This window comes from Clostridium sp. TW13 (assembly GCF_024345225.1).
Classification (GTDB): domain Bacteria; phylum Bacillota; class Clostridia; order Clostridiales; family Clostridiaceae; genus Inconstantimicrobium; species Inconstantimicrobium mannanitabidum.
The window spans coordinates 3,041,704-3,067,674 of the sequence record NZ_BROD01000001.1 but is presented as its reverse complement, the minus strand read 5'-3'; the positions used below and the strand labels follow the sequence as shown (position 1 = coordinate 3,067,674).

Here is a 25,971-nt window from a genome sequence, read left to right as displayed (position 1 = left end):
GTTCTACTAGCTACTTTTATATAAAAAGATATAAACGATAGTATTTATAAAATTCTTTCTTGGTTATTCATTGAAAATCCATCTCTTACAACATCACTTAAATCTAGTGAAGTATCTTTTATTTCAACATTGCTGAGTTTTTTAACTGCTCCATAAGGCTCTTTTAATGAAAGTTTATCGCCTCTTCCAGAAATAACCCATAGGGTTTTATACCCATGAGGTATTATTTTAAGCTTATCTTCACCTTTACCATCAGTAAAATACACTAGCAAATTGATGCTGTTATTATTAGCATACTCAAAAACAGGAGTAAATTTAGTGCCACCTCTTATATTAAGTCTGTCTTTTATATCTTTTGTAGATTTAACCTTATATGCACGTCTGATTTCGGTATCGCATTCTATGATTGTGATTTCATGGTTATAGTTTTTTACTATATTCAGAACTTCTTTAATTGCCTGCTTAAATTCTTCATCACTAATGCTGCCACTTATGTCGAGTGCAACAGCAATTTTGGCTTTATGACTTCTAAGTTCGCCTCTTAAATCTAATCTATCTGGTTGTCTTCTGTTTCTTCTTGTTACAGTTTTCTTTTTATTACTTTCTATAGTACCCATTAACCTGTTAAGATATAGATTCCAAGGCAATTCACCTTTGCTATTTTTTAGTGATGCTATCATACTTTCTAAGTAAACTGGGATAGTTCCTTTTTGAGAATTATTAATGGCTTTTTCAGTAAATTCATGAAGTGTTTTTTCATCTATATCATTAGAAGTTTGCCAAATATCATGAGTTTTCTCAGGATTATAATCAGTTTCTATTTCGTTATCGTTATTGCTATCATCTTCAACGCCATCCTTATCTTCTTCTAATAAGTTTAATGCTGTTTGAATATTTTCAACATAGTATTCAAAGGGTTCGTATGGCAAGAGTTTTAAAGAATAGTTTAAATTTACCCATTCCAAAGTAGTTGCATATGGTGGGAGGTTATTTAAATATTTGTTTACAACTATATCCATTGCCATGTTGATAGCCAATGTGCTGTAGCCGTTTTTAAATTCCTTCGCTCTTATTAAATGCATAGATATTATATGGAGTATTTCGTGCTTAATTGTACTTTCCATTTGTTTTATATTAAGCTTTAAAAAGATTAAGGGATTAAAATATATAACATATTTAGCTTCTTTAAAGTTTACAGCAGTGGGACTTCCTATATCGAACTTTATTTCTCTGGACATTTGGAATAAAAAATATCCATAGAAATTATCCTTGTCATCCATAAGACTTAAACTAACTTTATCTACTATGCTAAAAAATTCTTGTGTAAAATCTTCAGGGATATCTAACTTTACGTTTTTATCTCTATAACTTGCATCTAAAAAGATGTTAACAATCTTATTTGCATTTTCATAAAGGCCATTTACTTGATTATTAAAATAAGTTTTCATATATTATCACCTTATGGAATTGTAAGCTTCAAAATATGATTCTACAAAAGCTTCATTTTCTATAGCAAGTTTGTATACCTCAGGATAACTGTTTTTAATATCCTTCATAATCCCCATCATTAAATCTACAGGATATACCTTCAAAAATTCAATGAGTCTATCTATATAGCAAGCAGGACATTTGTTTATATTTAATTCTAAATTTTTTAAAATATTCTTTGCAGATAGATATAGCCTTGTATGGCTTTCAGTTTTTATCCTCTCTATAATAGATTCAGAAAGAGCATTTTCTAAAAAAACATCCTCATAAGATATTAGAGGACTGTAATCTGATTCAACAAAGTTAACAAATTCTTCAGCAATAAGTTTTCCTACATTTCCTTTTATAACATTTAAAAATACAGATCTAGGTATTGAATCTTTTTTCTCCTTATAAGTTTTGAATATTTTAGATATTCTTTCGTAGCTTCTTGGAGTGGCTCTTACATCATCTTCATTTATTTTATTCAAATATTCTGGGAAGGTTGAAATAAACTCTATAACTTTTGGGTCAATAGCTGTTTCCATTGCCCAATCCAACCATTGTATATAGTCAGGTTCCATGTATAACCACACAAATCTATTTTCTTGAGCTGCATCCATATCTACAACTTGGTAATCAAAGTCAGAGCCATATTTATTTGAAGGATTCATGGCTGCTAAAATTTTCACTTCTTCATGTAACTTATATCCGTTAATTTCTCGGTTCAATATTAAATTCATAAGCTCCTGTTGTACTGTATGCTCACAACGATTTATTTCATCTATAAATAAAAGCACTGTCTTTCCTTCAGATATTGCTTTATCAATCTCTCTTAGTTTATTATGAACAGCATATACTGTGCTTTTTTTCTCTATCTTAGTTCCATTATTATCAACTTCAAAATATGATTCTACAGTTGGAAGCCCACCTATTTCACCTTCTTTAAGGAGGTTTCCATCAATAACAACTAAACTCCAACTATTTTCTTCAGCAATTTCTTTTGCTAAAGCTGTTTTACCTATACCACTTTCGCCAACTATTAAAGGTACTTCTCCAGTTGATAGCACCAAATCAACACTTTTCAGTGTGTCTATAAAATTCATGTGTTTCCCTCCTAGATAATCTTAAGCTTTTCGTCTACGGTTATTTTCTTTGCTCTTTTACTTCCATATTTATAAATAAACATTACTTTATCTGGTGGCAAGATGTCACTATTATTATCTAGAGTGCTATAGTTTAAAAAGTCTTTAACATATTTTTCTCCAACATCTTCCTTTGATAATTGTTCTTTTAATACTTCTTCTAAATCGTTTTTAGATAACTCTTCTGTGATATATTTCATCACTAAAATATTTATCTTTAAAAATTCTAGAATTTTATTCTTATCTAAATGCTCTATAAATTTAATAGCTCTTTCATTATTTTTTATGGCTATAAGTTCAGCATTAGGAGTAGGTGAATTTATATATCTTAATGCATCATAACTTATTTTCACAGCTTCCTCTTGCACTCCTTCAAGAGGTTCTTTTATAAATTTTATAGAATCGTAATTTTTTCTTACAGCTAATAATTGCAATTCTTCACTTGGATTATGAATATATTTAATAGCCCAGCCAGATTGATTTAAGGCTAGCTTGATTACTGCATCAGTTGGATTCTTAATATATTCTAAGTTAGTCCACCCATAATTTATAGACTGTATCATAATATCTTCTGTGGGGTTGTTAATAAATTCAATAGCACGCGGATTATTATGTATAGCTATTTCTTGCATTTCTTTAGTTGGATTATTTATATATTTTAGAGTAAGTCCATTTTTTTTCACTGCTAATAGCTTCATCTCATGTGTAGGATTATTTATAGTTGCTATAGCATTGGGATTAATCTTTATCATTTCAATAAGTTTTGAATTATCCATGATAGTCCTTTCTTCATGTGAATATTTCTATTATATAATAATTATTATCTATTATAAAAAATATCTTTTTGTAAGTCAATCTAAACAAAATAATTATACCACTGTATACGAGAAGGAGATATAAATGCTGTTAAAATGTTGTTTATTAAAATGCAAAAAAACCACTAAAAAGTGGTTTTTAGAATGAAGAAATCAAATGGAAAATATATAGTCAGATTTATAGTTAACTATAAATGTTTTTGTTATTGTAAAAATGTTTTTAATAAAAAGGATTGATTCTTTCATTTAATGATTTTTGTAAATTAGTATCCCAATAAAATGCAAGTGGGTATACTCCTGCAAATGTAGAAAATTCTGACACATATTCATTATAACGTCCTAGGAAATCTGAATAAGAGTTAGGTGAAAGAATGTGCCAATCTGATTCCATTTCCACACCAATAATTGTGTTTGATGTCTTTTGAGTAACTGCTACACCATTTCTATAGCAAATTGCTTGGTTTTGAACACTATAATATACACCAGCTAGATTTGATTGTACAGTACTGTCGAAATAGTAATGAGGTTGAATTATTACATAGTCGAAAATAGAAGTTCTGTCTGCAACATAACCTATATTTTTTATGATTGTAGCAGGGGATGAACCGTAGCCATAGTAAGGTATCCACAAAAAGCTTTTCCCTAAATAATTATGAACTCTATAGGAAAGGTCATTCATAAGTTTTATTGTTGAATTACTGCCAAGATTACTATAATCTACAGAACCATATACTGATTCTTCATTCATGTAAATACCTCTTACATTATTATTCCATATAGAAGAGCTAATTTGGTTTTTTACATAAGTAATATAGTTGTAAAATGGATTTAAGCTAGATGAGGCTATACTGCAATTAGAGTAACCAATACCAGGAGTACCAATCCATATGTTTGCCCAAGACATAGTAGTTGCTAATTTATTTATTGCATTTATTACTTTAGGAGCAAGTTGGTTTTCATAGCCAGCTTCGTCACTGTTGTAATTTCCTGCGAGAGCAGGGATTATAACAAAATCAGTACAATTTGAATTTCTAAGTGCCTGCCAGTCAGCATCTGTAAATGAGTCACATTGACCAACTGTAAGAGTAATCATTTTTGGAGCTCCTGTTGAAGCAAAAGCTTTTTTACAGCTAAGTCCTGTAAGCAGTAATGTTAATACAAAGAAAATAGTGAGAAATTTTTTGTTAATTGTTTTCATAATAAATTTAATCCTCCTTAATTTTTGCTTGCCAATAAATATTTCGTGGAAGTCATACAATATTAATGGATAATAGTGTATTAAAATCCCATATATAATTATTGCATTATTTTCCATATATTGCAATGAATTAAAAATAAAATTCATTTTGATAATTTAGAAAACTAAATTTGCATATCAAATATCTTATGCAAATTTTGTATAGAATGAAAAACTGCAATATTCATAATATTGCAAAAAAAGCATAATTGGATTTTTTATGCTACAATATATGCTGTTGATAGGTTTTTATAGGATATATTTAAAATTGCTCTGAATAAAGCTGATTTCATAGAAAACAGTGGGAAATTGAAGCAATGATAATATTTAATCTAAATAGAAAACCATAATTTTTCAGATTTATGACTTTATATAGAAATAATCATTCATAAATGTATTCTAGGGGAACTTAGAGGAGGATAAAACTTTAAATTATTAGAGGGGGATATCAAATGAAAAAATTTGGATTAGCATTTCAAATAGTTCTTGGCCTTGTGCTAGGAATTATAGTAGGAGCTGTTTTCTATGGTAATACAGTGGCAGGAACATATTTACAATCATTAGGTGATATTTTTATAAGATTAATTAAAATGATAGTAGTTCCTATAGTATTTTCATCACTTGTTGTTGGAGTTGCAGGTGTTGGCGACATTAAGCAAGTAGGGAAAATAGGAGGAAAAACACTTCTTTATTTTGAGTTAATAACTACTTTTGCTATTATATTAGGTTTGGTGATAGCTAATTTAGTGCATCCAGGAACTGGTGTAAATATTCATGAACTTTCAGCAGTCAGCATCGATAAATATGTAAGCACAGCTGAAACTGCAGCTAAGCATGGCTTTATGGATACAATTAAAAATATAGTTCCAACTAATATTTTTGAATCACTTGCTAAAGGTGATTTACTTGCTATTATATTTTTCTCAATTATGTTTGGATTGGGAGTTGCAGCAATCGGAGAAAAAGGTAAGCCTGTTCTTACTTTATTTCAAGGTATAGCTGATGCAATGTTTTGGGTAACAAATCAGGTTATGAAGGTTGCTCCACTTGGAGTGTTTGGATTAATTGGAGTAACAGTTTCAAAATTTGGACTAGCTTCTTTAATTCCATTAGCAAAGTTAGTTATAACTGTTTATGGCGCTATGATTTTCTTTATATTTGTTGTACTTGCATTGGTTGGAAAGGTATGTGGAATAAATATATTATCAATCATTAAAATTTTAAAGGATGAGCTTATTCTTGCATATACTACAGCAAGTTCTGAAGCAGTTTTACCAAAGCTTATGGAGAAAATGCAGAACTTCGGCTGTCCAAAATCAATTACATCCTTTGTTATTCCAACAGGTTATTCTTTTAACCTAGATGGATCAGTGTTATATCAAGCCATAGCATCACTTTTCATTGCACAAATGTATGGAATTCATTTACCAATTCTAACACAAATTAATTTAATGCTTGTATTAATGGTTACATCAAAAGGTATGGCTGCAGTGCCAGGAACATCTTTTGTAGTTTTATTAGCAACTTTAGGTTCTGTTGGTATTCCAGTAGAGGGAATTGCTTTTATTGCAGGGATAGATCGTATCATGGATATGGGAAGAACTGTTGTCAATGTAGTCGGAAATTCATTAGCAGTTGTTGTTATTTCTAAATGGGAAGGACAATATAATGCTGAAAAAGGAAATGAATATGTTAAGTCTATTGAGAAGGCAGCATAATTAGTATTAATTAAATAAAAAAATGAAAATCATCTACCAATAAATTTAATACTGATAGATTTCAAAAGTAGCGATCTATATGTAGGTGTTATCCACGGCAATGCAGAAATGTGTTGCCGTGTTTTTATATTTATAGGTTAGAATTATTATTACTATCTTTACTATGTTGGAAAACTTGCGTAGTAATTTTTTATATATAGCTTGGATAAAATTTTTAGGGTTTAATGCAGATGTATCTATTGCCTGTGTAAAAATTTATTATGTAAATTTGGATTATGCGAGGAGTATTATATGTACAGTCTGTATGTGACTATTCCATAATAATGTTGGTGGACAAGTTACAAGGATTCGACAAAATTCTTACCAACATTTAAGTGGAACACTTCTATATACATACTTTTAAATATATTGTTAGTGAGTATGTTTATCAAGTGAATCTTAGTTGAACTTATCCAGGAGCGTGCAGCCGTTATCTCCAACTTAAAGAAGTTGGAGTGTTACGGATGCTAGCTATCGGATAAATATCTAGTTTCAATATTATTTTTCAAATTAAACATCATTTTTTATCTTAAATTAAAACTAAGAATAGCGTTTGATATTAATGTTGTATGTGCATAATTATGTGTTTTTATTGTAAAGTTGAGATGTAAAAAGGTAATTAACTCTTAAGTACTGTTAAAGTTATATTATATACTGCTAAAAGTATATTATATTCATTTATATATTGATTTTAAAAAAGAATAATTGTTATAATATACATGAGGTGAAATATCATGGATAGTAATATATTGAATGTTGAACAAGCAGCAGAATTTTTAGGCGTAAGCGAAAAGACGTTAATAAAACTACTTAGAGAGGAACACATACCAGCTAGAAAGATAGGCAGGGAATGGAGATTTTGTAAAGAGGCTCTAATAAGTTGGTTATCTTGTGGTGATTCATGTAACTATATTAATAAAGCAGAAATATATCAGATTTCTGTAGATGAATCTGGTAAGTCTCAGCAACTATTAGATAATATCTGTTTACATTTATCAAATATAAAAAGTGCTAATAATATAAAGTTTGTTTTAAAAGAACTTAATAAGGATGTAAGTATTCCTGAAGATGCTAGTTTAAGGATGAGTTATAAACAACAAAGGGATATTGAAAAACTTGAATTCAAGATATATTGGCCACAGAGAGAGCAATATAAAATTGATATGAATCAAAAATAGCATTTTACTTTTGCAATATGGACAGAGTATAGATCAATGCAGAGGGAAGGCAGAAAAATAGAAATAAGAATAGATAGGAAGAAGGAAACTTTAATGTGGGTATTATTAGCATTTGGTTCAGCATTTTTTGCTGGTATTACAGCTATTCTGGCTAAGATTGGAGTAAGAAATGTAGACTCTAATCTAGCCACTGCAATTAGGACTATTATAATATTAATTTTTTCATGGATTATTGTTTTTATTGTTGGTTCCGAAAATATGATTCATCAAATAAGTGGACAAAACTTAATGTTTCTAATATTATCTGGTATGGCAACAGGTGGTTCTTGGCTTTGTTATTTTAAGGCTCTACAGCTGGGGGATGTAAATAAAGTAACACCAATTGATAAATCTAGTACAGTATTGACTATGCTTTTAGCATTTATCCTTTTAGGGGAATCAATTACTTGGATAAAATTTATTGGCATGTGCTTAATAGGAATAGGTACATATATGATGATAACGAAGAGAAAGGTAGAAATCAAAGAAATTAGAGATAATAGATGGTTATTTTATGCTATGCTATCAGCCATATTTGCAAGTTTAACTTCAATTCTTGGGAAAGTGGGAATCAGTGGAGTGGAGTCAAATTTAGGAACTGCAATTAGAACAATTGTTGTATTAATTATGGCATGGGTGGTAGTCCTTGTTTCCAAAAAGCAAAATGAACTTAAAGGCATTGATAAAAAAAGCTGGATATTTATTTGTTTTTCAGGGATTACAACAGGAACTTCATGGCTTTGTTATTATAGGGCGTTACAAAAAGGATTAGCAAGTATAGTTGTACCTATAGATAAATTGAGTATTGTTATTTCAATTTTATTTTCATACGTTATTTTAAGAGAAAAAATTACGAAAAAATCTTTTCTGGGACTACTAATAATAGTTACAGGTACATTATTACTTTTGATAAAATAATAAAATATATTATTGATAATAAAGTATTGTATATAGTTAAAAGCTGAATTCTGTAGTTAAAAACAGAGTTCAGCTTAATTTATTTATCAGATAGCTAGAATCCTGGATAAGTTCAAATAAGATTTAGATGGAGATACACCACACCTGAATTAAGTTTCACTTAATAAAAAAATTATATCAATGTATAGATAATAAGACAATCAACTTTCTTTTAGTCTTTCTTAGTGAATCTATGAAAATGTCGGATTTTAAATCGATAATGCTATGGAAAAGAAGAGGTTTAGGTGATAATCTAAACATAAGATATCATTTCAATTAAAATAAGATTAAATAATATAAAGAAGGTAGGGAGAGTATATGAGTATAACAATGGTTAGAACTAAAAAAGGGGATATTTCTGGAATTGAAAAGGAAGGGTATAGTGTATTTAGAGGAATTCCATATGCTAAACCACCAGTTGGAGATTTGCGTTTCAGAGAACCAGTAGAAGTAGATTCTTGGGAAGGCATTTATAAGGCAGACAAATTTAAAGCGGCTTGTATGCAAAACTTCGGAAATCCCGGGGGATTTTATGATAAAGAGTTTTACAGTGAAGGTAGTCCTAAAACTAGTGAAGATTCATTATATTTAAACATATGGACACCAGCTGAAAATAAAGGTGAAAAGTTACCTGTAGTATTGTGGATTCACGGTGGAGGATTTTTTGGTGGTTATGGGCATGAAAAAGAATTTGACGGAGAAGAGTATTGCAAAAAAGGAGTTATTCTTGTAACTATTAATTATCGTTTAGGGGTGTTTGGATTTTTAGTTCATCCATGGCTTATAGATGAAAGTGATAGAGGGACAGTTGGAAACTACGGTATATTAGATCAGATAACTGCATTAAAATGGATATATGAAAATATCGAAGAATTTGGCGGTGATTTTGAAAATATTACTATTATGGGACAATCAGCTGGATCTATGAGTGTTCAAACATTAGTGTCATCACAGCTTACAGGAAATATGATAAAAAAGGCTATTTTGCAAAGTGGAGGTGGCTATGCTAGTGAACTAAATCGAGATTATAAAATAGAAGAAGCAATTAAAATAGGAGAACAATTTATAAAAGCTTGTGAGGTAGATTCTTTAGAAGAACTAAGAAAATTACCTGCAGAATTTATTCAAGATAAAGCAAATCTCATCATAGCACAAGGATTTGCTTCTGGACAAGGTCTTGTATTTATCCCTGTAATAGATAATTATGTACTTAAAGGTGGATATAACGAACTAGTGGACAACGGATTTATAAAGGATATACCTTATATAATTGGTTCAACTAAAAATGATATTCTAGTGTCACCAGAAATGTTAGAGAAGGGGAACCGTGGTAGCATATATGATGCATGTATTAATTGGAGTCTAAAGTGTGAAGAGTTAGGGCATAATGCATCCTATGTATATTACTTTACAAGAGATTTGCCAGGAGATGAGGCTGGAGCTTTCCATTCCGCAGAACTTTGGTATATGTTTGGGACATTAAAAAGATGTTGGAGACCAATGGAAGATAAAGACTATGAGTTAAGTAAGAAAATGATAGAATATTGGACTAATTTTATGAAAAGCGGAAATCCAAACCATGAAGGATTTGATGAATGGAAGCCATGTAAAAAAACAGAACCATTTATTATGGAGTTTTTCTGTTAGCAATATAAAAATAAAAATATATCTATTAAGATATATTTTTATTTTTTGTAGTTCTTTATAACCAAATTATAAATACTTTGCAGCTAAAAGAATTAAAATACATATGAATATAAGTATGCCTAATTTTACGTAAGGGCGTTTCATTAGTGGAGTTTCAATTGGTTTAAATGAACCTACATTATTTTTTTGGAGAATTTCACGTTCTATAGAATAAAGTTTAGATTTTATTTGCGCATTATAAGGATCATTTTTTAGTTCATTGTTTAATTTAATTTTTATTCGTGCATTTATCTGAGAACGCAAAGCTTTTGCTTCGCTGGAAAGTGAATTTAAATCAATGGCTTTGAGAACATAATCTTTTGCTTTTTCAAGTTCACCAAGTTTAAGATAGCTCTTTGTTAATATAAGAGGTATATCTGAGTCAGCTGGTGTTTTATTATAAGCATTTTCATAATCATTTATGGCAGCATCAAGTTGATTTTTTTCAAAGTATGCTGTTGCACGACACAAAAGGGCATCTGAGTTATCTGGTTCGATTAGTAGTAATTCACTAAGTACTAAAATTGCATTATCAAAATTTTCATTCTTTAAATTAAGCTTACCTTCAATAAGTAACAAGTCAGGATCATTTTCATAAATTTGTTTTACTTTCTTTATATAAAGGTCAGTTGCAGAAAGAGAATTTTCTAAAATACAATCATAAGCTTTTTCTCTATTTTCAAGAAAGCTTTCAAAATCTACTAAACATTTAGTGTTGAAGAAAGAATATCTCAATGGAGTCTTCTGTGTTATTTGCTTTTTTACATACTTCAAAAATTCCTCATTATTATGTCCATATTTGAAGTTTTCAGAGTCATTCCAATTGAAATTACTATCTAACAAAATCCAAATTTCTTGAGGGAGATAATGATGGATAGCTAAGAAATCAAACATTAACTTTGTAATGTTTTCTCTGTTTTCAATATTCCACATAGCATCATTGTTCAAAAGAGCTTTCCAATTATCTATATCAATTCTTGCAAAAAAGTTATTATATAAAGATTCAACTGCTAACATGAATTTATTATTTTTTTCATAGAGGTTTTTAGCATCATTCAAATTAAATTCTGATAAGTCAACTTTTGAATGTTGAAAGGAAATCTGATTAAATGAAGAAATTTCTTCTATGGAAGAAGAGGAAAAGCTGAAATCATGGTATGTTTTAACTTGAATTTGTTCTGAATTTGTAATATTCTCAGAAGAATCTTCATTTATGGATTTTATAAATTTAACATTCTTTAGTGCACTGTCATATGCTTCACGAAGCTTCTGATAACCTATAGGATCATCCTCAGGGTTATGGAGTTTAAGTTTTTTAGCATATGCTTTTTTTATTGCAGAAATATCATCAGTTGGATCTATTTCAAGTATACTCCAGAAATTCATCGAAATTTACCTTCCCTTCAATTGCATCAGTTAACAAAATTCATAATTAGTTAAATGCATAATCATATGTTATCTTTGTGTGTTTATAAACATGAGTATAGAACTATTCCACTTAAATGTTGGTAGAAAAATGTCGATTTTTTGTAACTTGTCCACCAACATTATTATGGAATAGTACTATATAAACAAAGAAATAGTATTACACATAGCCTATATATTACAATGTAGGAACTTCAATAGAATATATATAAGTATAAATACTGTTGCAATAATTATATCATGAAATATTAATTTGCAGTGTTGATAATAGTGGAGGAAATGATTTGAACAGATAAATGTAGTGAGGGTATGGTATAATTTTGATATATTAGAAGGTATAAATAAGTTATGTAATTGTAGATAAGGAGGAGATCTATATGAAAGAGGCAATGCTAAAAACAAGAGAAATATATTACAGAGAAAGAAAAAAGTTAAGATTTCATTTTAGTAGCTATACAAAATTACAAAAACCAAACTGGATGTTGCAATCAAAAGATGATAGGTTTGAGAGCACATATAGAGATCAGAAAGTTTTAATAAGAGAAGGCAGGATTGCAGTAGCATGTATAGTCCAAGCCAATTCTTTATTATTTGAGCAAGGGAAGGATAATTGTCCAGCAGTCATGCTCTTTTCAGAAGATACTTTTTTTGAAGAGCAACCTGAAAAACTAAAAAGTATTGCGTCAAAATTATTTAGAATAAAAGGTGTTAGTTGTGGAGATGAAGAGATTCAGATGTTTGCAGATATTCTTGCAGATGAGAAAGTAACACTTTTTAATTATGAGATTCCTGACAAATTAACTTATGGAAAGAAAGTTTTCTTTACAACATTTATGGTTCATAGGGAGCATTTGCCAAATGGTTATATTGACTTTGATTATTTTCCTGCTTTGATTTGTCCTGAAAAAACTGAGGCTTCAATTATTCTTCCAGCAAAATATTGGGCGTCTGAAATTGAGTGGTAATAATATCAAAGAGTCTTAATGGTGATAAAAATTCCAAAATATATGTTAAGCACTTAATGCAAAATATACGGGTAGTAAAAGTAATTTAGTTTTGTTGAGAGTGGTTTCTTAATCAGAGATAGTATATTGTACAAACATACTGTACCTGGTGGAAAATGAGAATAATATAATTAAAATTATCAAGTGAAACTTGATTCATGTGGGGGGTGATCCCCATCTGAATCTTAGTTGAACTTATCCAGGAGCGTGCAGCCATTATCTCCAACTTAAAGAAGTTGGAGTGTTATGGATGCTAGCTATCGGATAAAAATAGTTAGTGGTAAATGAGAAATACGATATTATAAAATATAAGCAAATATAAGCAATAATTAGTGCAAAACAATCATTAAATATACATATTTGTTCAAAATAGTTCATAAAACATTAAACAATATGATTGTAATTGCGATAATATAGGGTGTTGCGTAAATTTTAGGTATCTGAAAATAAATAACATAGTGTATAAAACTATTTGCTTTCAGATGCCTTGGATGCAATTGTACAAAAATTAACAAAGAGGAGGAATTTGGACTTATGCAGGGCATAAAAGGTGAGAGCGTGCTTTATGGGCTTGACAATATGAATAGTGAATTAGATAGCATAGTAACAAAAATGAATTTAAAGAGTCAACACTTTGAGATAAAGTTAGTTATTTCTGAAGCTGTTAATAATGCCTTTGTTCATGGCAATAACTGTGATAAAAGCAAGCCGATACTTGTAAAGTGGCAAGTGTTAGGAAAAAAATTAACTTTAACAGTAACAGATTGTGGCGATGGAATTAAAAGTTTAGATATTGTTAAGGAAATCAATCAAAATAATATTTTAAGCGAAAGCGGAAGAGGACTATTTATTATAAATTGCTATGCTGATGAAGTGAATTACATCGATAACTCTATAATTGTAAAAAAGTACATTATGTAGAGTCAGAAAAACTATTTTACATTTTACATAACAGGGGGTAAACTAATGAAGATTTCTATAAAAACAAAATTGATGATTACTTTTTTTATTGTAATCTCTATACCAATGTGTATTTTAGGTGCTATATCATTTAGCATGTCAAAAAATTCTATACAAGCATCTGTTCAAGAGCAATTAAAGGAACAGGCAGCAAGTGCAACAAATTTAATTGAAGATAAAATAGATTCAGTAAAACGCATGTTAGAAGTGTCAAGTTTGAATCAAGAGATTAGCAATATTATTACAAATCCCAATTCAGACAATTTGAATTTGGCTTATAAATATATTCAAAGTGTTCAGGAAAAAAATAAAGATTACATGGAGGCATTGATTATTACAGATGCCAAGGGTAAGGTGATTATTGATAATCAAACACAGACACCTAATATTGATTTAAGTGATAGATCCTACATAAAGTCAGCGCTTAATGGAAAAGAGCAGGTTAGTGATGTATTAACATCTAGATTCACAGGGAATCCTGCTATTTTTATAGCTTATCCTCTTAAAAGTGGCGATAAGGTCATAGGAACTGTAGTTGGAAGCATTAACTTTGCTAATGTTTCAAATTATGCAGCCAAAATTAAAATTGGACAAAAAGGTTATGCATACATGATTAATAGAGATGGACTAATTGTGTATCATCCTGATAAGAACAAAATATTAAAAGAGAATGCAAGCGATAAAGCAAATGATGAGTTTAAAATTATTATTGATCAAATGAAAAGTGGCAAAACAGCACAGGAATTTTATACATATAATAATGTAAAAAAATATGTTGCTTTTGAATCAGTTGAAAATTGGGTGGTTGCAGTTACAGCAGACTACAATGATTGCATGTCATCATCAATAAGTATTAGAAATTATACAATTATTATTGTTTTTGTAGCTATTATCATAGCGATGATATGCGCGTACTTATATTCTAAAAAGGGAATTATAGATCCTATAAATAACTTAGAAAAGTTGATGAAGCGTGCTGGTGAAGGAGACTTGACTGTAAAGGTGAATGTACAGAGTAAAGATGAAATAGGAGAGTTAGGAATTTCGTTTAATAATATGATATCTCATCAAGATGAAATAGTGAGAAGGGTGTTGAGTGCTTCACAACAGCTGACAGCAGCTTCAGAAGAGATGGCAGCTTCATCAGAGGAGATAAGTGCAACAACAGAAGAAATAAGTGCAACGATGAGTCAAGTAGCGTTAGATGCTGAAAAGCAAAATGAATCCATAGTAGATATTTCAGAAGTTCTAGTGCAGTTATCAAGTCTTGTACAACTTGCACAAAATAGAGCTAAATCAACAAGTTTAAATGCAAGTAATACAATGAATGTAGCGGAATTTGGAAGAACCAAGGTAGAAGAAACTGTACAAGCAATGAAGGAAATTAGTACTAGCAGTGATAAAACAGCAAAAGCACTTGAATTATTAAATGGTTTATCTGCAAAAGTTCATGGAATAGTTCAAACTATAAATGCTATTGCAGAACAAACTAATCTTTTAGCACTGAATGCATCAATAGAGGCAGCTAGGGCTGGAGAGCATGGTAAGGGTTTTAGTGTGGTAGCTGATGAAGTAAGAAAATTAGCTGAAGAGACTAATGATAGATCAACAGAAATAGCAGCACTAGTAGGAGAGATGATAGAACAAACTCAAAATGCTGTAAGTTCAATGGGAAGTGCAAAGACTGAAGTTGACAATGGAGTACAGATAGTATCAGAAACAGATAAAGCATTTATTGATATAATTAATGCTATAAAAGATATAGTTAATAACGTTAATGAAATTGTTGATATTACTGGAGATGAAGTTGCATCTTCAGACAAGGTTGTTAGATTGATTAATGAAGTAGCTACAGTTACTGAAAGTAATACTGCTAATAGTGAAAATGTATCTGCAGCAACAGAAGAACAAGCTAATGCAATAAATAACTTTACAGCAACAGCTGAGGAAACAAGTGCAATGGCAGAAGAATTAACTAAACTTGTAGAAAAGTTTAAACTATAGGGGAGAAGATAAAAGATGGAAAGCAATATAATTATAAATATACCAAAGGATTTTATTGTAGATGAAGTGGCGAATTTTAGATTGGAAACAAATAAGCTAGTAGAAGAAGGAAAAACGAATTTTATTTTTGATTTTAGTAAATGCAATTTTATAGATAGTACTGGACTTGGAGCATTAGTATCTATTTATAAGAAGTGTGTTGAAAAAGGTGGCAGTATAAAGTTAAAATCATTAAAACCAGAGGTTGAAAAATTATTTAAATTAACAAGATTAGATAAGGTATTTGAAATATGTCAATAGTGAGCACCTAAGATAGTCTATATTTAGGCATCTGAAAATAAATAACAAGTTCCAATATATTAGACTATGGACTTATTTATTTTCTGAAGATGCCTTATGATATTAAGGTAATTGAAATCGAAAGGACCTTTAGTTTATGAGTTCGGAAGAAAAAAAGGTAGAAATATCGCAGAATAATACAGAGTTAATTGATGTCATATTAGATAAAGAAAAGTGTAAGATGCTAGAAAAACAACTAAATAGAATACTAAATGGAATTCCTGATGTAATAAAGGTATACAATAATGATTACACAATATCTTTTTTTAATGAAGCTGGATATAAGTTTTATAATACTAATCTTGAAGAAGTGAAAGACAAAAAGTGTTATGAAATTTTAGGTAGAACAGAAAAATGCTTAGATTGCTCATTTGAGGCAGCAGTTCAGACTAAAGACATGATATCTAAAGAAAGATATATTCCAGAATTAAATAAATTTATGGATGTTTCTTGCAATGCAGTTATAGGTGAAGATGGAGAACCATTATATATTGTTGAAAGATTACGAGATATTACAGAAAAGAGAGTTCTTCAGAAAGTGCTAGAAGAAAGAGAAGAAACATATAAGCAGGCTATAAAAAGTATACCAGATCCAGTGATTATAATAGTAGATAATATAATTGTTTTAGGAAATCTAGAAGCATGTAAGTTATTTAATTTAAGTTATGATAAAATTATTGGAAGCAATATATATAAGCATTTTCAAGAAAAGTATTTAAAATCTTTACACAAGAGATATAGAAATATATTATTACAAAAGAAGATAAAAGATATTTCAGAGTATGAGTTTATTCTTTCTGATAATAAAGTAGCTATTTTGCAAATATCTCATAGTTATATATCATATAAAGGGAAGCCTGCAATAATAGCTATTATAAGAGATGTAACTGAAATTAAGAAAGAATTAAATAAAGCAGCAGAAATCCAAAGAAAAACTATTCAAAAAGAATTTCCAGCAGAAGGAATTGTTGATATTAAAACTGTATATGTGCCTGCTGATATTGTTAGTGGGGATTTTTACAGAATATACAAAGTAAGTGAAACCTTGATTGTGGGAATACTTGTTGATGTTAGGGGAAAGGGAATATCAGCAGCACTTAGTATATCAGCTTTTGATGTTTTGTGTTTTCAAGAGATAGCAGTTACTAATGAACCTATGGAAATAGTGAAAAATTTAAATAAAAAATTAATAGACTATTATGAAGAAAATTATATTGCAGTATGTTGTTTTAGCATTGATTTTAGTAAAAAGCAACTGAAGGTAGTAGGAGCTGGAATAAATCAATTTATCTTTCAAAGAGAAAAAGTTGAAGAAAAAATTGTTGAAGGAACCTTTTTGGGTATGTTTGAAAATAGTGAATTTGCTCAACAGATTATCTCATTGCAAAAAGGTGATAGAATTTACTTCTTTACAGATGGATTAGATTTTATATTAGATGAAGATAAAGTCATACAAACATATATGGAAGATGCAAGTGCATTGGAATTTAAAAATTATATTGAGGAGTTTTTAAATGATACTATATTAGACGTTGGAAAATTAAAAGATGACTCCACAATGATTTTAATAGAAGTTTTGTAGTATTACTATGTGTTTATACTAAGATAGAATCTTATTTAGTGTGCCATAGAGCAATTTTGCTTTATGGCACATTTTTATAGCAGTAGTATTTTATAATGATTATTTTACAATAAAGAAAATTATAAGAATTAAATTTTCTAGGATTTAAATCTAATAGTGAGGTAATACAATGGTGTTAATAGAATTTGAGAGAAAAATTATCTATATATCTATTGACAAACTTGAAAAATATAAATATACTTAAATTACAGAATGATTTTACAAAATTAAATTGAATTAAATATAAAAACAATACATGCAATTAAAACATTAAATAAGCGTGAAAATACAGTTTTTACAGTCTTTAAAAAATTAGTGTGATAACATGTAGTTTGAGCAAATTTTTTTAAATATATAAATTGAATGAAATTAAATTTATATAAATCAATAGAATAATTTTAAGAGAGGTATAGAACTATGAACTTTTATAACTTTAAAGCAAAAAACATGAATGGAAAAGAAATTAGTATGGAAGAATATAAAGATAAAGTTGTTCTAGTTGTAAATACAGCAAGTAAATGTGGATTAACTCCTCAGTTAGAAGGACTTGAAGCTTTATATAAGGAATATAAAGATAGAGGATTAGAAATTCTTGGTTTCCCATGTAATCAATTTGCTAGTCAAGATCCTGGTACCAATGAAGAAATTAGTAACTTTTGCTTAGTTAATTATGGAGTATCATTTACAATGTTTGAGAAAATAGATGTCAATGGTAAAGATGCGCACCCAATATATAAATTTTTGAAAAAGGAAGCTAAAGGAACACTTGGTAGTGAAATAAAGTGGAATTTCACTAAGTTTCTAATAGATAAAGAAGGGAATGTAGTGAGGAGATATGCTCCAATAACAGTTCCAGAAAAAATAAAAAATGATATAGAGAAATTACTATAAGTATTGGAGGAAGAAATAATGAATATATTTGATTACAAGTTTATAGATATTAATGGAAAGGAAGTATCTCTTGAAGAGTATAATAATAAGGTTTTATTAATTGTGAATATAGCAAGTAAGTGTGGATTTACACCACAACTAGAAGATTTAGAAAAGCTATATAAAAAGTATAATGATTATGGTTTTGAAATACTAGGATTTCCATGTGACCAATTTGCAAATCAAGCTCCAGGAAGCAATGCTGATTTGAATAATTTTTGCAAACTTAATTATGGAGTGACTTTTAAGCTTTCAGAAAAAGTAGATGTTAGAGGGGGAGACGCTCATCCAATATTTAATTACTTAATAAGTAAATGTCCTTTTGAAGGCTTTGATAAAGAGAATATTTCTTCTAGGATGATATATTCAGTGCTAGAAGAAAATTACCCAGAGTATTTGGTTGGAGATAGCATAAAGTGGAATTTTACTAAATTCTTAATTGATAGAAATGGTAATGCTATAAAAAGGTTTGAGCCAAGTGTAGAACCTATGGACATGGTAGAGGATATAGAGAAGACACTTTCACATAACGTATTAAAATAATCTAAATGATAGCAAAAATTATTATAGCTTGTAGCACTTAAGTTGTGCTGCAAGCTATTTTTGTTGAGAAAAAATTAAGCAAAAAAGAGCGCGGTGATGTTAGGCAAATAAGACATTGCCTTTATTAGTTCATAAAAAAATTAATGAATTTGATAAAAAAAGAAATTAGGAATAAAATTAATATTGGTTGTTATAGAAAAAATATGAATTGTGCATTAAATATGGAAGTTAACCATAAAAATGAGGTGAAACATGGATATAGTAAAAAAATATGAGGAATTAACTAAAAAGCAAGCTGAAAATAACCCCAGAACAGCCTATAAGATGATAAAATTAGGGCTCTTTTTTGAAAAGCAAATAGTAAAATTAACATCAAATGAGGTTCCAGAAGCATATAAGAAGTTAAATTTAATAGCTATTAATTCAATTTTAAAAGCATTAAAGAACCCAGAGAATTCTGCATGGGTAAATATTTTTACACCAGTAGAAATATTGCAGTGCTTTGATATAGATGCGTTATCAATAGAATGTATGTCATGCTTTATGTCAGGATTTGAATGTGAGGATTTTGTAAATGAGTATGCTGAAAATATAGGGGTAGCAGAGACCTTATGTTCTTATCATAAGGGTTTTATAGGAACAGTGGAAAGTGGGATACTTCCAAAGCCTAAATTTGCATTTACAACGTCAACCTGTTGTGATGGCAATGTTAATACAGTGCGTTATCTTTCAGAAAAACATGATTTGGATTCATATGTATTGGATATTCCTTATGAATATTCTGTAGAGAATGAGAAATATGTTGTGGCTCAATTAAAAGATATGATTGCTATGCTTGAAGAAAAGTGCAATAAAAAATTTGATGAGAATAGATTAAAGGAAATATTAGAAAGAGAAAATGAGTCTAAAAAGTGTTTCAAAGAATACTTAAAGTATCAAAGAACAAAATATTATCCAAGCTCCTTAACATTGCATATGTACATGCTGTTTGCATCCCATGTAGGTATAGGAACTAAGGAAATTTATGATTTTTATAAATTATTAGCTGAGGATATAAAAAAATATCCTGATAGTGAAGGATTAAAGGTATTTTGGGTTCATCTTTTACCATATTACCAAGAAACAATGAAAGAATATTTTAACTTTAATCCTAAGTATCAGATTCAATGTTATGATATGAACTTTGATTATATGGAAGAATTGGATCTTGAACATCCACTTGAAGCATTAGCTAAAAAACTTATTTTAAATATATATAATGGCTCCTATGAAAGAAAGATTGAAGCAATTACAAAAGCTGTTGATGAACTTGATTCACAAGCAGTTATACATTTTTGTCATTGGGGTTGTAAGCAGTCTTCAGGTGGAGTAATGCAACTTAAGCAAGCCATGAAAGATAAAAATATACCAATGCTTATTTTGGATGGAGACTGTATGGATAGAAGAAATTGTCATGATGGCCAGTTGAAAACTAGATTAGAAGCATTTTTAGAAATATTAAAGAATATGGAGGCAAGCAGATGATTGGGTATACATGCAAATACACACCAATAGAGATATTCACAAGCTTAGGAATTGAAACTAAGAGAATTGATCCTAATGTAACAAGTTATGATAAAGCAGAAACAATGATGCACACTAACTTATGTTCTTATGTTAAGGGTGTATTGGAAGATGTTATTACAAATGATTATGAAGGAGTAATACTAACAAGCTGTTGTGATAGCACTAGAAGATTATATGATACATTAAAAGAGAATTTCCCAGGAAAATTTATTTATATATTAGATTTGCCTAGAAAGGTTAATGAAGAATCTATCAACATTTATGCAGATGTGGTTAAAGAAATGGTACAAGCTTATGAGGGATTTAGTAACAAAAAATTTGATGAGAAAAAGCTTAAGAAAGTATGTGACACACTAAAGGTTGAGCATGTTAAACCTTCAAGTAAATTAAACATAGGGTTAATGGGTGCAAGGTGTAATGATGGGATAATTGAAATGGTTAAAAAATATAATACCAATATATTTTTTAATATTTCATGCACTGGTGATGAGAGAGAATATAATTTGAAAGATGATAATATATATCATGATTATATAAAGGACTTATTAAGCAAATTGCCATGTCTTCATATGACTGATATTACTGAAAGAAATAATTTTCTTGAAAAGCAAAAGGAAAACCTAGATGGAATTATATATCATACAGTTAAGTTTTGTGATATTTATTCTTATGAATATGCAGATCTTAAAGAAAATTATGATGTTCCTGTGCTAAAGGTAGAAACAGATTATACTAAGCAATGTGAAGGACAAATTAAGACAAGAGTTGAAGCCTTTATTGAATCGTTAAATGCTAATAGAGGAACAGGTGATAATAATATGGATATGAGCAAAGATATTAATGATAACTTAAAAAATAAGGATATTGAAGAAGCTAGTGAAAACATGAAATATGTAATGGGAATTGACAGTGGATCAACATCAACTAATGCTGTTATTCTAAATAATAGAAGAGAAATTGTAGCATATGAAGTAGTAAGAACTGGAGCTAAGAGTAGTGAAAGTGCCAAAAGGGCTTTAGAACAAGTATTGAATAAAGCAGGATTAAGCACAGAAGATCTTTCATTAATTGTATCTACAGGTTATGGAAGAGTAAGTATAACTTTTGCGGACAAGGATGTAACAGAAATAAGCTGCCATGGAAAAGGAGCTCATTATTTAAATCCTAAAATTAGAACAATAATAGATATTGGTGGACAAGATAGTAAGGTTATTAAATTAAATAATAAAGGTGAAGTAGTAGACTTTGTAATGAATGATAAATGTGCTGCAGGTACAGGTAGGTTTCTAGAAATGATGGCGAGAACTTTAGAGATAGATATAAAAGATATGGGACCAGAATCTTTAAAATGGAAGGAAGATATAAAGATAAGCAGTATGTGTTCAGTTTTTGCAGAGTCAGAAGTAATTTCACTAATTGCTCAGAATAAAGAAAAGGCTGATATTATCCATGCTTTAAATCAATCTATATCTAGCAGAACCAATGCACTTCTAGGAAGGGTAGGAAAAGAAAGTGAATTTATGATGACAGGCGGAGTAGCACAAAACGTAGGGGTTGTAAAAGCAATAGAAGAAAAGATTGGAGAGAAATTATTCATTTCAGATGAGCCAGAGATAGTTGGAGCAATAGGGGCTGCCTTATTTGGAATTGAGAGTTTAGAATAACAATCTATTAGGAGAAGGTATAGGCAAATTTTAGCTTGCTTTAGTAATTCCATGAATAAGCCAAGCTTATTCATGGATACCATCCAAGGGGGGATAAAATTGAGAAAAGAACTAGAAAAGAAAGAAATGTTTAAATTATATTTTTGGACATTAAGTTATTTCAAGCCATTTATATTACTAACTTTGTTATATGTTATATGTGGTGGCACTATGATTTGGGGGGAATTAATGATTCCTCGTCGTATGGGATATTTAATTGACCGTGTTGTGCCTTTAAAACAGTTATCATTACTTATAAATCAAATTTTCATTTTATGCGGTATAGTTGTAGTTATCTTGATTGCGAAGTCAATCTTTAACTTATTAGAACAAATCATATCTAATAAAATTATTAAGAATCAACAAACTGACTTAATGGAAAAGCTACAAAAGTTAGGTTTTTCCTACTATGAAAAAGTACCTACAGGGGAGATTTTATCTATATTTGAAAATGCGGTAAATGAGACTCAACAGACTTACACCTTCTTATTTCCACAATTCATTTACTGCTTAGCACAGTTTGTAGTGCCATCTATTATTCTCATTTCCAGTGAACCTATCTTCTTTTTCGCTGCTATGGTTGGCAATATTATATATGTATTTTTAAATAGAACAGCAAATAAAAAAATACAGTATTACCTAGGTATTGAAACTAAGGCAGCACAAGTATCACAAAGATCTTTATATGATGCCATTGAAGCTACAACTGAATTAAAAACAATGGGGAGTAAAGATTGGATCATAAATAAAACTATAGGGGATTTCAATGAATTTAGGGTTGCTAGAATGTGGTCAATTTTTTGGAGACATTTTCGTTATACAACAGTTGGTCTCACATTAACAATTTCTATTGTTTTGTTTTACTATTATGGTTTAGGATTAGTACAAAGCGGTGGATTATTGATAGGAGAACTTGTTGGGTATAGTTTTCTTATGGGGCTTGTTTCTCGAGGATTTTCAGTGTTTTTTTACATTATCCCAGCTCAATATAATGCATTAAATTATGCTAAGTATTTATATGAATTTTTAAACTTGAAACCAGATGTTGTAGAAGATGATAATGATTTAGAAGTGCAAATAGATAATTTTGATATTGAGTTTAAGAATGTTTCTTTTTCTTATAAAGATAAACAACCAATTATAAATGACATATCTTTTAAAATTCCATTTGGTAAAAAAACAGCTATTGTTGGAGAAAGTGGCAGTGGCAAGTCAACCATATTGAAATTAATAGGGCGATTTTATGATGTTACAGATGGTGAAATTTTAATGGGAGGATATGATATAAAAAAATTAAAACTAAAAAGTTTAAGGAAAAGCTTTGGTTATGTGTTCCAGGATACATACCTATTCAATATGTCAATTAAGGATAATATTAAGCTTGGGAAGCTTGATGCCACAGAGGATGAAATTATAGAAGCAGCTAAACGTGCCAGTGCACATCAGTTTATTATGGATACAGAAGAAGGATATGATACCATTCTTGGTGAACGAGGTGTTCGTTTATCAGGTGGTCAAAAACAACGTATTTCAATAGCTAGAATGATACTTAAGGAACCACAGATTATTTTACTAGATGAAGCAACATCAGCCTTGGATAATGTGACTGAAGCTGCTATCAAGAAATCTATAGATGAGCTATCAGCAAACAAAACAGTTGTAGCTGTAGCACATAGACTCTCTACAATAAGAGAATATGATTCAATTATTGTGCTTGAAGCAGGCAAGATTGCAGAACATGGGACTTATGAGTCCTTGATGGATAAGAAGGGACTATTTTACGGAATGGTAATGAGGGGGGCTGCAAATGAGGTCTAGTATGTCATTTATTTTTAAGTATATAAACAAGAAACGCTGGTTTTTATTGGGGTATTCTGCTATTTTTTTAGAGAGTCTCACACCGATTATTGCAACACTATTGCAGCGAGACTTAATTGATAAAGTATTCAGTGCAAAACAATATCAGGAATTTCCTAAGATACTAGCACTGTATGCAATTTTCTTTTTTGGGCCTAAGTTATGGTTTACTGTTAGAAAGGTAGTATTCTTTCATATAGGTTATAACCTTCAGACGGTTTTAACAAAGGAATTTTTGATAAAAATCTATGATATGCCAACAGCAGCTTTTAACAAAGAACATGTAGGCAGTCTATTAAACAATATAAGAAACAATATAGCTGATGCCAGTGATTTATCTGTTAATCAAATACTTTCAGAATCAGTGAAAAATATTCTTACCATTGTCTTTTTAGTATTTTCAATAGCAAATATTAATTTTATGATGTTAATAATTGTAGTAACAGTATCAATTATTTATTATGCTTTACTCCATAAGTTTGGCGAGAAAACCAAGCAATTTTCACAGCAGGTCAGAGAGGAAAAAGCTAATGTTGCTATTGCTGTTGAAGAAAGTATTTCATCAATTAGAGAAATAGTAGCTTATAATCGTCAGGATTGGCAGATCAACAATTATAAAGAAAAGTTTTCTCAATATTTTAAGGCAATTATAAAGCAAGGTTTATTTAAGAATAAGATTTTGTTTATAAGTGATCCTTTTCTTTACGGTACTAAAATTGTTGCAATTTTACTTGGTGGTATAGGTGTAATTTCAAACCGTATTTCTTTAGGGGAATTCGTAGTAGGCTTTACCTTTGTTGATCAATTAGTAACAGAGCTTGGACAATTATTCGAACAAGCATTAATTGCTAAAAAGCTAGAAGCTTCTGTTGAATGTATTAAGTCTGTAATAGGAAGAGATGAGGTTAAGTTTGGTTCTGCTGATTTTAATAAGCACATTGAATCAATAGAATTTAGAGATGTAACCTTTAGCTATTCACCTGACTCTCCTGCAGTTCTTAATGATATATCAATAGACTTTCCAATTGGCAAAAAGATTGCTATTGTTGGGAAAAGTGGCAGTGGTAAATCAACTATTGCACAATTACTAACTAGAGCATATTCACCGGATAGAGGAGAGGTTTTTATCAATGATGTTCCAATCAATTGCTATGGAAAGCAATATACAGATAAGGTTTCTATGGTTTTTCAACAACCTTATTTCATACCTTCCACTATTAAAGAAAACTTAACATTGGATAAAAGTTATAAACCTATAGATATTGAGAATACATGTAAAGAAATGTTATGTCATGATTTTATTGTGGGTTTTCCAAATCAATACGAAACTCAAGTTGGTGAGCGTGGAATTTCATTATCTGGTGGACAAAAGCAACGATTGGCATTATCAAGAGCTATGTTAAAAAATACAGAGGTGCTCATTTTAGATGAAGCAACATCAGCCTTAGATACTGAAACTGAATTTTCAGTTCAAAAGAATATTGATAAATTGAGAAAGGGAAAGACAACAATCATCATAGCCCATAGAATATCAACTATTCAAAATGCAGATATTATATACGTTTTAGATAAAGGGAAAATTGTTGCTAAGGGACCACATGAAAAGTTAATGAGTGAAAGCACTATATATAACGAATTGTATAACTTTCAACAGGTAAGATGAGAATTAATAAAATTATAAGCATCCGTAAGGGTGCTTTTTTTATGCAATAAAAAAGGGGAGAATCTCATTTCCCCC

Annotated in this window: 20 protein-coding genes; 15 read left to right on the top strand and 5 right to left on the bottom strand. The window is 29.8% G+C overall.

Annotated features, from left to right (window positions below):
- Window positions 1–44: 44 nt before the first annotated feature.
- From OCU47_RS14490 to OCU47_RS14475, 4 genes are all read right to left on the bottom strand, one after another.
- On the bottom strand, window positions 45–1,448 hold the full coding sequence (locus tag OCU47_RS14490; protein ID WP_261829320.1) for a vWA domain-containing protein: 1,404 nt from the start codon (window positions 1,446–1,448) through the stop codon (window positions 45–47).
- 6 nt (window positions 1,449–1,454) lie between these two features.
- Window positions 1,455–2,573 (bottom strand): ATP-binding protein, encoded by a 1,119-nt coding sequence (locus tag OCU47_RS14485; RefSeq protein ID WP_261829319.1) that lies wholly within the window; start codon window positions 2,571–2,573, stop codon window positions 1,455–1,457.
- A gap of 11 nt (window positions 2,574–2,584) precedes the next feature.
- On the bottom strand, window positions 2,585–3,388 hold the full coding sequence (locus tag OCU47_RS14480; RefSeq protein WP_261829318.1) for a hypothetical protein: 804 nt from the start codon (window positions 3,386–3,388) through the stop codon (window positions 2,585–2,587).
- Between the two features lie 259 nt (window positions 3,389–3,647).
- The gene (locus OCU47_RS14475; RefSeq protein ID WP_261829317.1) at window positions 3,648–4,625 is read right to left on the bottom strand and encodes a DUF4855 domain-containing protein; all 978 of its coding nucleotides are present in this window, start codon (window positions 4,623–4,625) and stop codon (window positions 3,648–3,650) included.
- 491 nt (window positions 4,626–5,116) lie between these two features.
- Here OCU47_RS14475 and OCU47_RS14470 point away from each other — a divergent pair, with 491 nt between their 5' ends.
- From OCU47_RS14470 to OCU47_RS14455, 4 genes are all read left to right on the top strand, one after another.
- Window positions 5,117–6,382 carry a cation:dicarboxylate symporter family transporter gene (locus OCU47_RS14470; RefSeq protein WP_261829316.1) on the top strand — a complete coding sequence of 422 codons (1,266 nt, stop codon included), beginning with the start codon at window positions 5,117–5,119 and terminating at the stop codon, window positions 6,380–6,382.
- 773 nt (window positions 6,383–7,155) lie between these two features.
- Window positions 7,156–7,599 carry a helix-turn-helix domain-containing protein gene (locus OCU47_RS14465; RefSeq protein ID WP_261829315.1) on the top strand — a complete coding sequence of 148 codons (444 nt, stop codon included), beginning with the start codon at window positions 7,156–7,158 and terminating at the stop codon, window positions 7,597–7,599.
- Window positions 7,600–7,692: 93 nt separating this feature from the next.
- Window positions 7,693–8,556 (top strand): EamA family transporter, encoded by an 864-nt coding sequence (locus OCU47_RS14460; RefSeq protein ID WP_261830636.1) that lies wholly within the window; start codon window positions 7,693–7,695, stop codon window positions 8,554–8,556.
- A 357-nt stretch (window positions 8,557–8,913) separates the two neighbouring features.
- Window positions 8,914–10,242 carry a carboxylesterase/lipase family protein gene (locus tag OCU47_RS14455; RefSeq protein ID WP_261829314.1) on the top strand — a complete coding sequence of 443 codons (1,329 nt, stop codon included), beginning with the start codon at window positions 8,914–8,916 and terminating at the stop codon, window positions 10,240–10,242.
- 66 nt (window positions 10,243–10,308) lie between these two features.
- Here the strand turns inward: OCU47_RS14455 and OCU47_RS14450 are convergent, their stop codons facing one another.
- Window positions 10,309–11,667, bottom strand: coding sequence for a tetratricopeptide repeat protein (locus tag OCU47_RS14450; RefSeq protein WP_261829313.1), 1,359 nt, complete (start codon window positions 11,665–11,667; stop codon window positions 10,309–10,311).
- Between the two features lie 416 nt (window positions 11,668–12,083).
- Between OCU47_RS14450 and OCU47_RS14445 the strand changes: the two genes are divergently transcribed.
- The 11 genes from OCU47_RS14445 to OCU47_RS14395 all read left to right on the top strand — a co-directional run bounded on the left by OCU47_RS14445 (window position 12,084) and on the right by OCU47_RS14395 (window position 25,896).
- Entirely contained in the window at window positions 12,084–12,671 is a 588-nt protein-coding gene (locus tag OCU47_RS14445; protein WP_261829312.1) for a hypothetical protein, read from the top strand.
- A gap of 573 nt (window positions 12,672–13,244) precedes the next feature.
- On the top strand, window positions 13,245–13,631 hold the full coding sequence (locus tag OCU47_RS14440; protein WP_261829311.1) for an ATP-binding protein: 387 nt from the start codon (window positions 13,245–13,247) through the stop codon (window positions 13,629–13,631).
- Between the two features lie 45 nt (window positions 13,632–13,676).
- Window positions 13,677–15,674 carry a methyl-accepting chemotaxis protein gene (locus OCU47_RS14435; protein WP_261829310.1) on the top strand — a complete coding sequence of 666 codons (1,998 nt, stop codon included), beginning with the start codon at window positions 13,677–13,679 and terminating at the stop codon, window positions 15,672–15,674.
- A gap of 15 nt (window positions 15,675–15,689) precedes the next feature.
- Window positions 15,690–15,974 carry an STAS domain-containing protein gene (locus tag OCU47_RS14430; protein WP_261829309.1) on the top strand — a complete coding sequence of 95 codons (285 nt, stop codon included), beginning with the start codon at window positions 15,690–15,692 and terminating at the stop codon, window positions 15,972–15,974.
- 136 nt (window positions 15,975–16,110) lie between these two features.
- Window positions 16,111–17,595, top strand: a complete 1,485-nt coding sequence (locus OCU47_RS14425; RefSeq protein ID WP_261829308.1) for a SpoIIE family protein phosphatase — start codon at window positions 16,111–16,113, stop codon at window positions 17,593–17,595.
- A 456-nt stretch (window positions 17,596–18,051) separates the two neighbouring features.
- A complete protein-coding gene (locus OCU47_RS14420) occupies window positions 18,052–18,525 on the top strand; it encodes a glutathione peroxidase (RefSeq protein WP_261829307.1) in 474 nt (157 codons plus the stop codon).
- Window positions 18,526–18,543: 18 nt separating this feature from the next.
- Window positions 18,544–19,107 (top strand): glutathione peroxidase, encoded by a 564-nt coding sequence (locus OCU47_RS14415; RefSeq protein ID WP_261829306.1) that lies wholly within the window; start codon window positions 18,544–18,546, stop codon window positions 19,105–19,107.
- Window positions 19,108–19,359: 252 nt separating this feature from the next.
- Window positions 19,360–20,631: a 2-hydroxyacyl-CoA dehydratase subunit D gene (locus OCU47_RS14410; RefSeq protein ID WP_261829305.1), complete on the top strand. Its 1,272-nt coding sequence runs from the start codon at window positions 19,360–19,362 to the stop codon at window positions 20,629–20,631.
- A complete protein-coding gene (locus tag OCU47_RS14405; RefSeq protein ID WP_261829304.1) occupies window positions 20,628–22,337 on the top strand; it encodes an acyl-CoA dehydratase activase in 1,710 nt (569 codons plus the stop codon). The genes OCU47_RS14410 and OCU47_RS14405 overlap by 4 nt, the downstream gene beginning before the upstream one ends.
- A 99-nt stretch (window positions 22,338–22,436) precedes the next feature.
- Complete coding sequence (locus OCU47_RS14400; RefSeq protein ID WP_261829303.1) at window positions 22,437–24,194, top strand: ABC transporter ATP-binding protein; 1,758 nt, start codon at window positions 22,437–22,439, stop codon at window positions 24,192–24,194.
- Entirely contained in the window at window positions 24,184–25,896 is a 1,713-nt protein-coding gene (locus OCU47_RS14395; RefSeq protein ID WP_261829302.1) for an ABC transporter ATP-binding protein, read from the top strand. The genes OCU47_RS14400 and OCU47_RS14395 overlap by 11 nt, the downstream gene beginning before the upstream one ends.
- Window positions 25,897–25,971 lie beyond the last annotated feature (75 nt).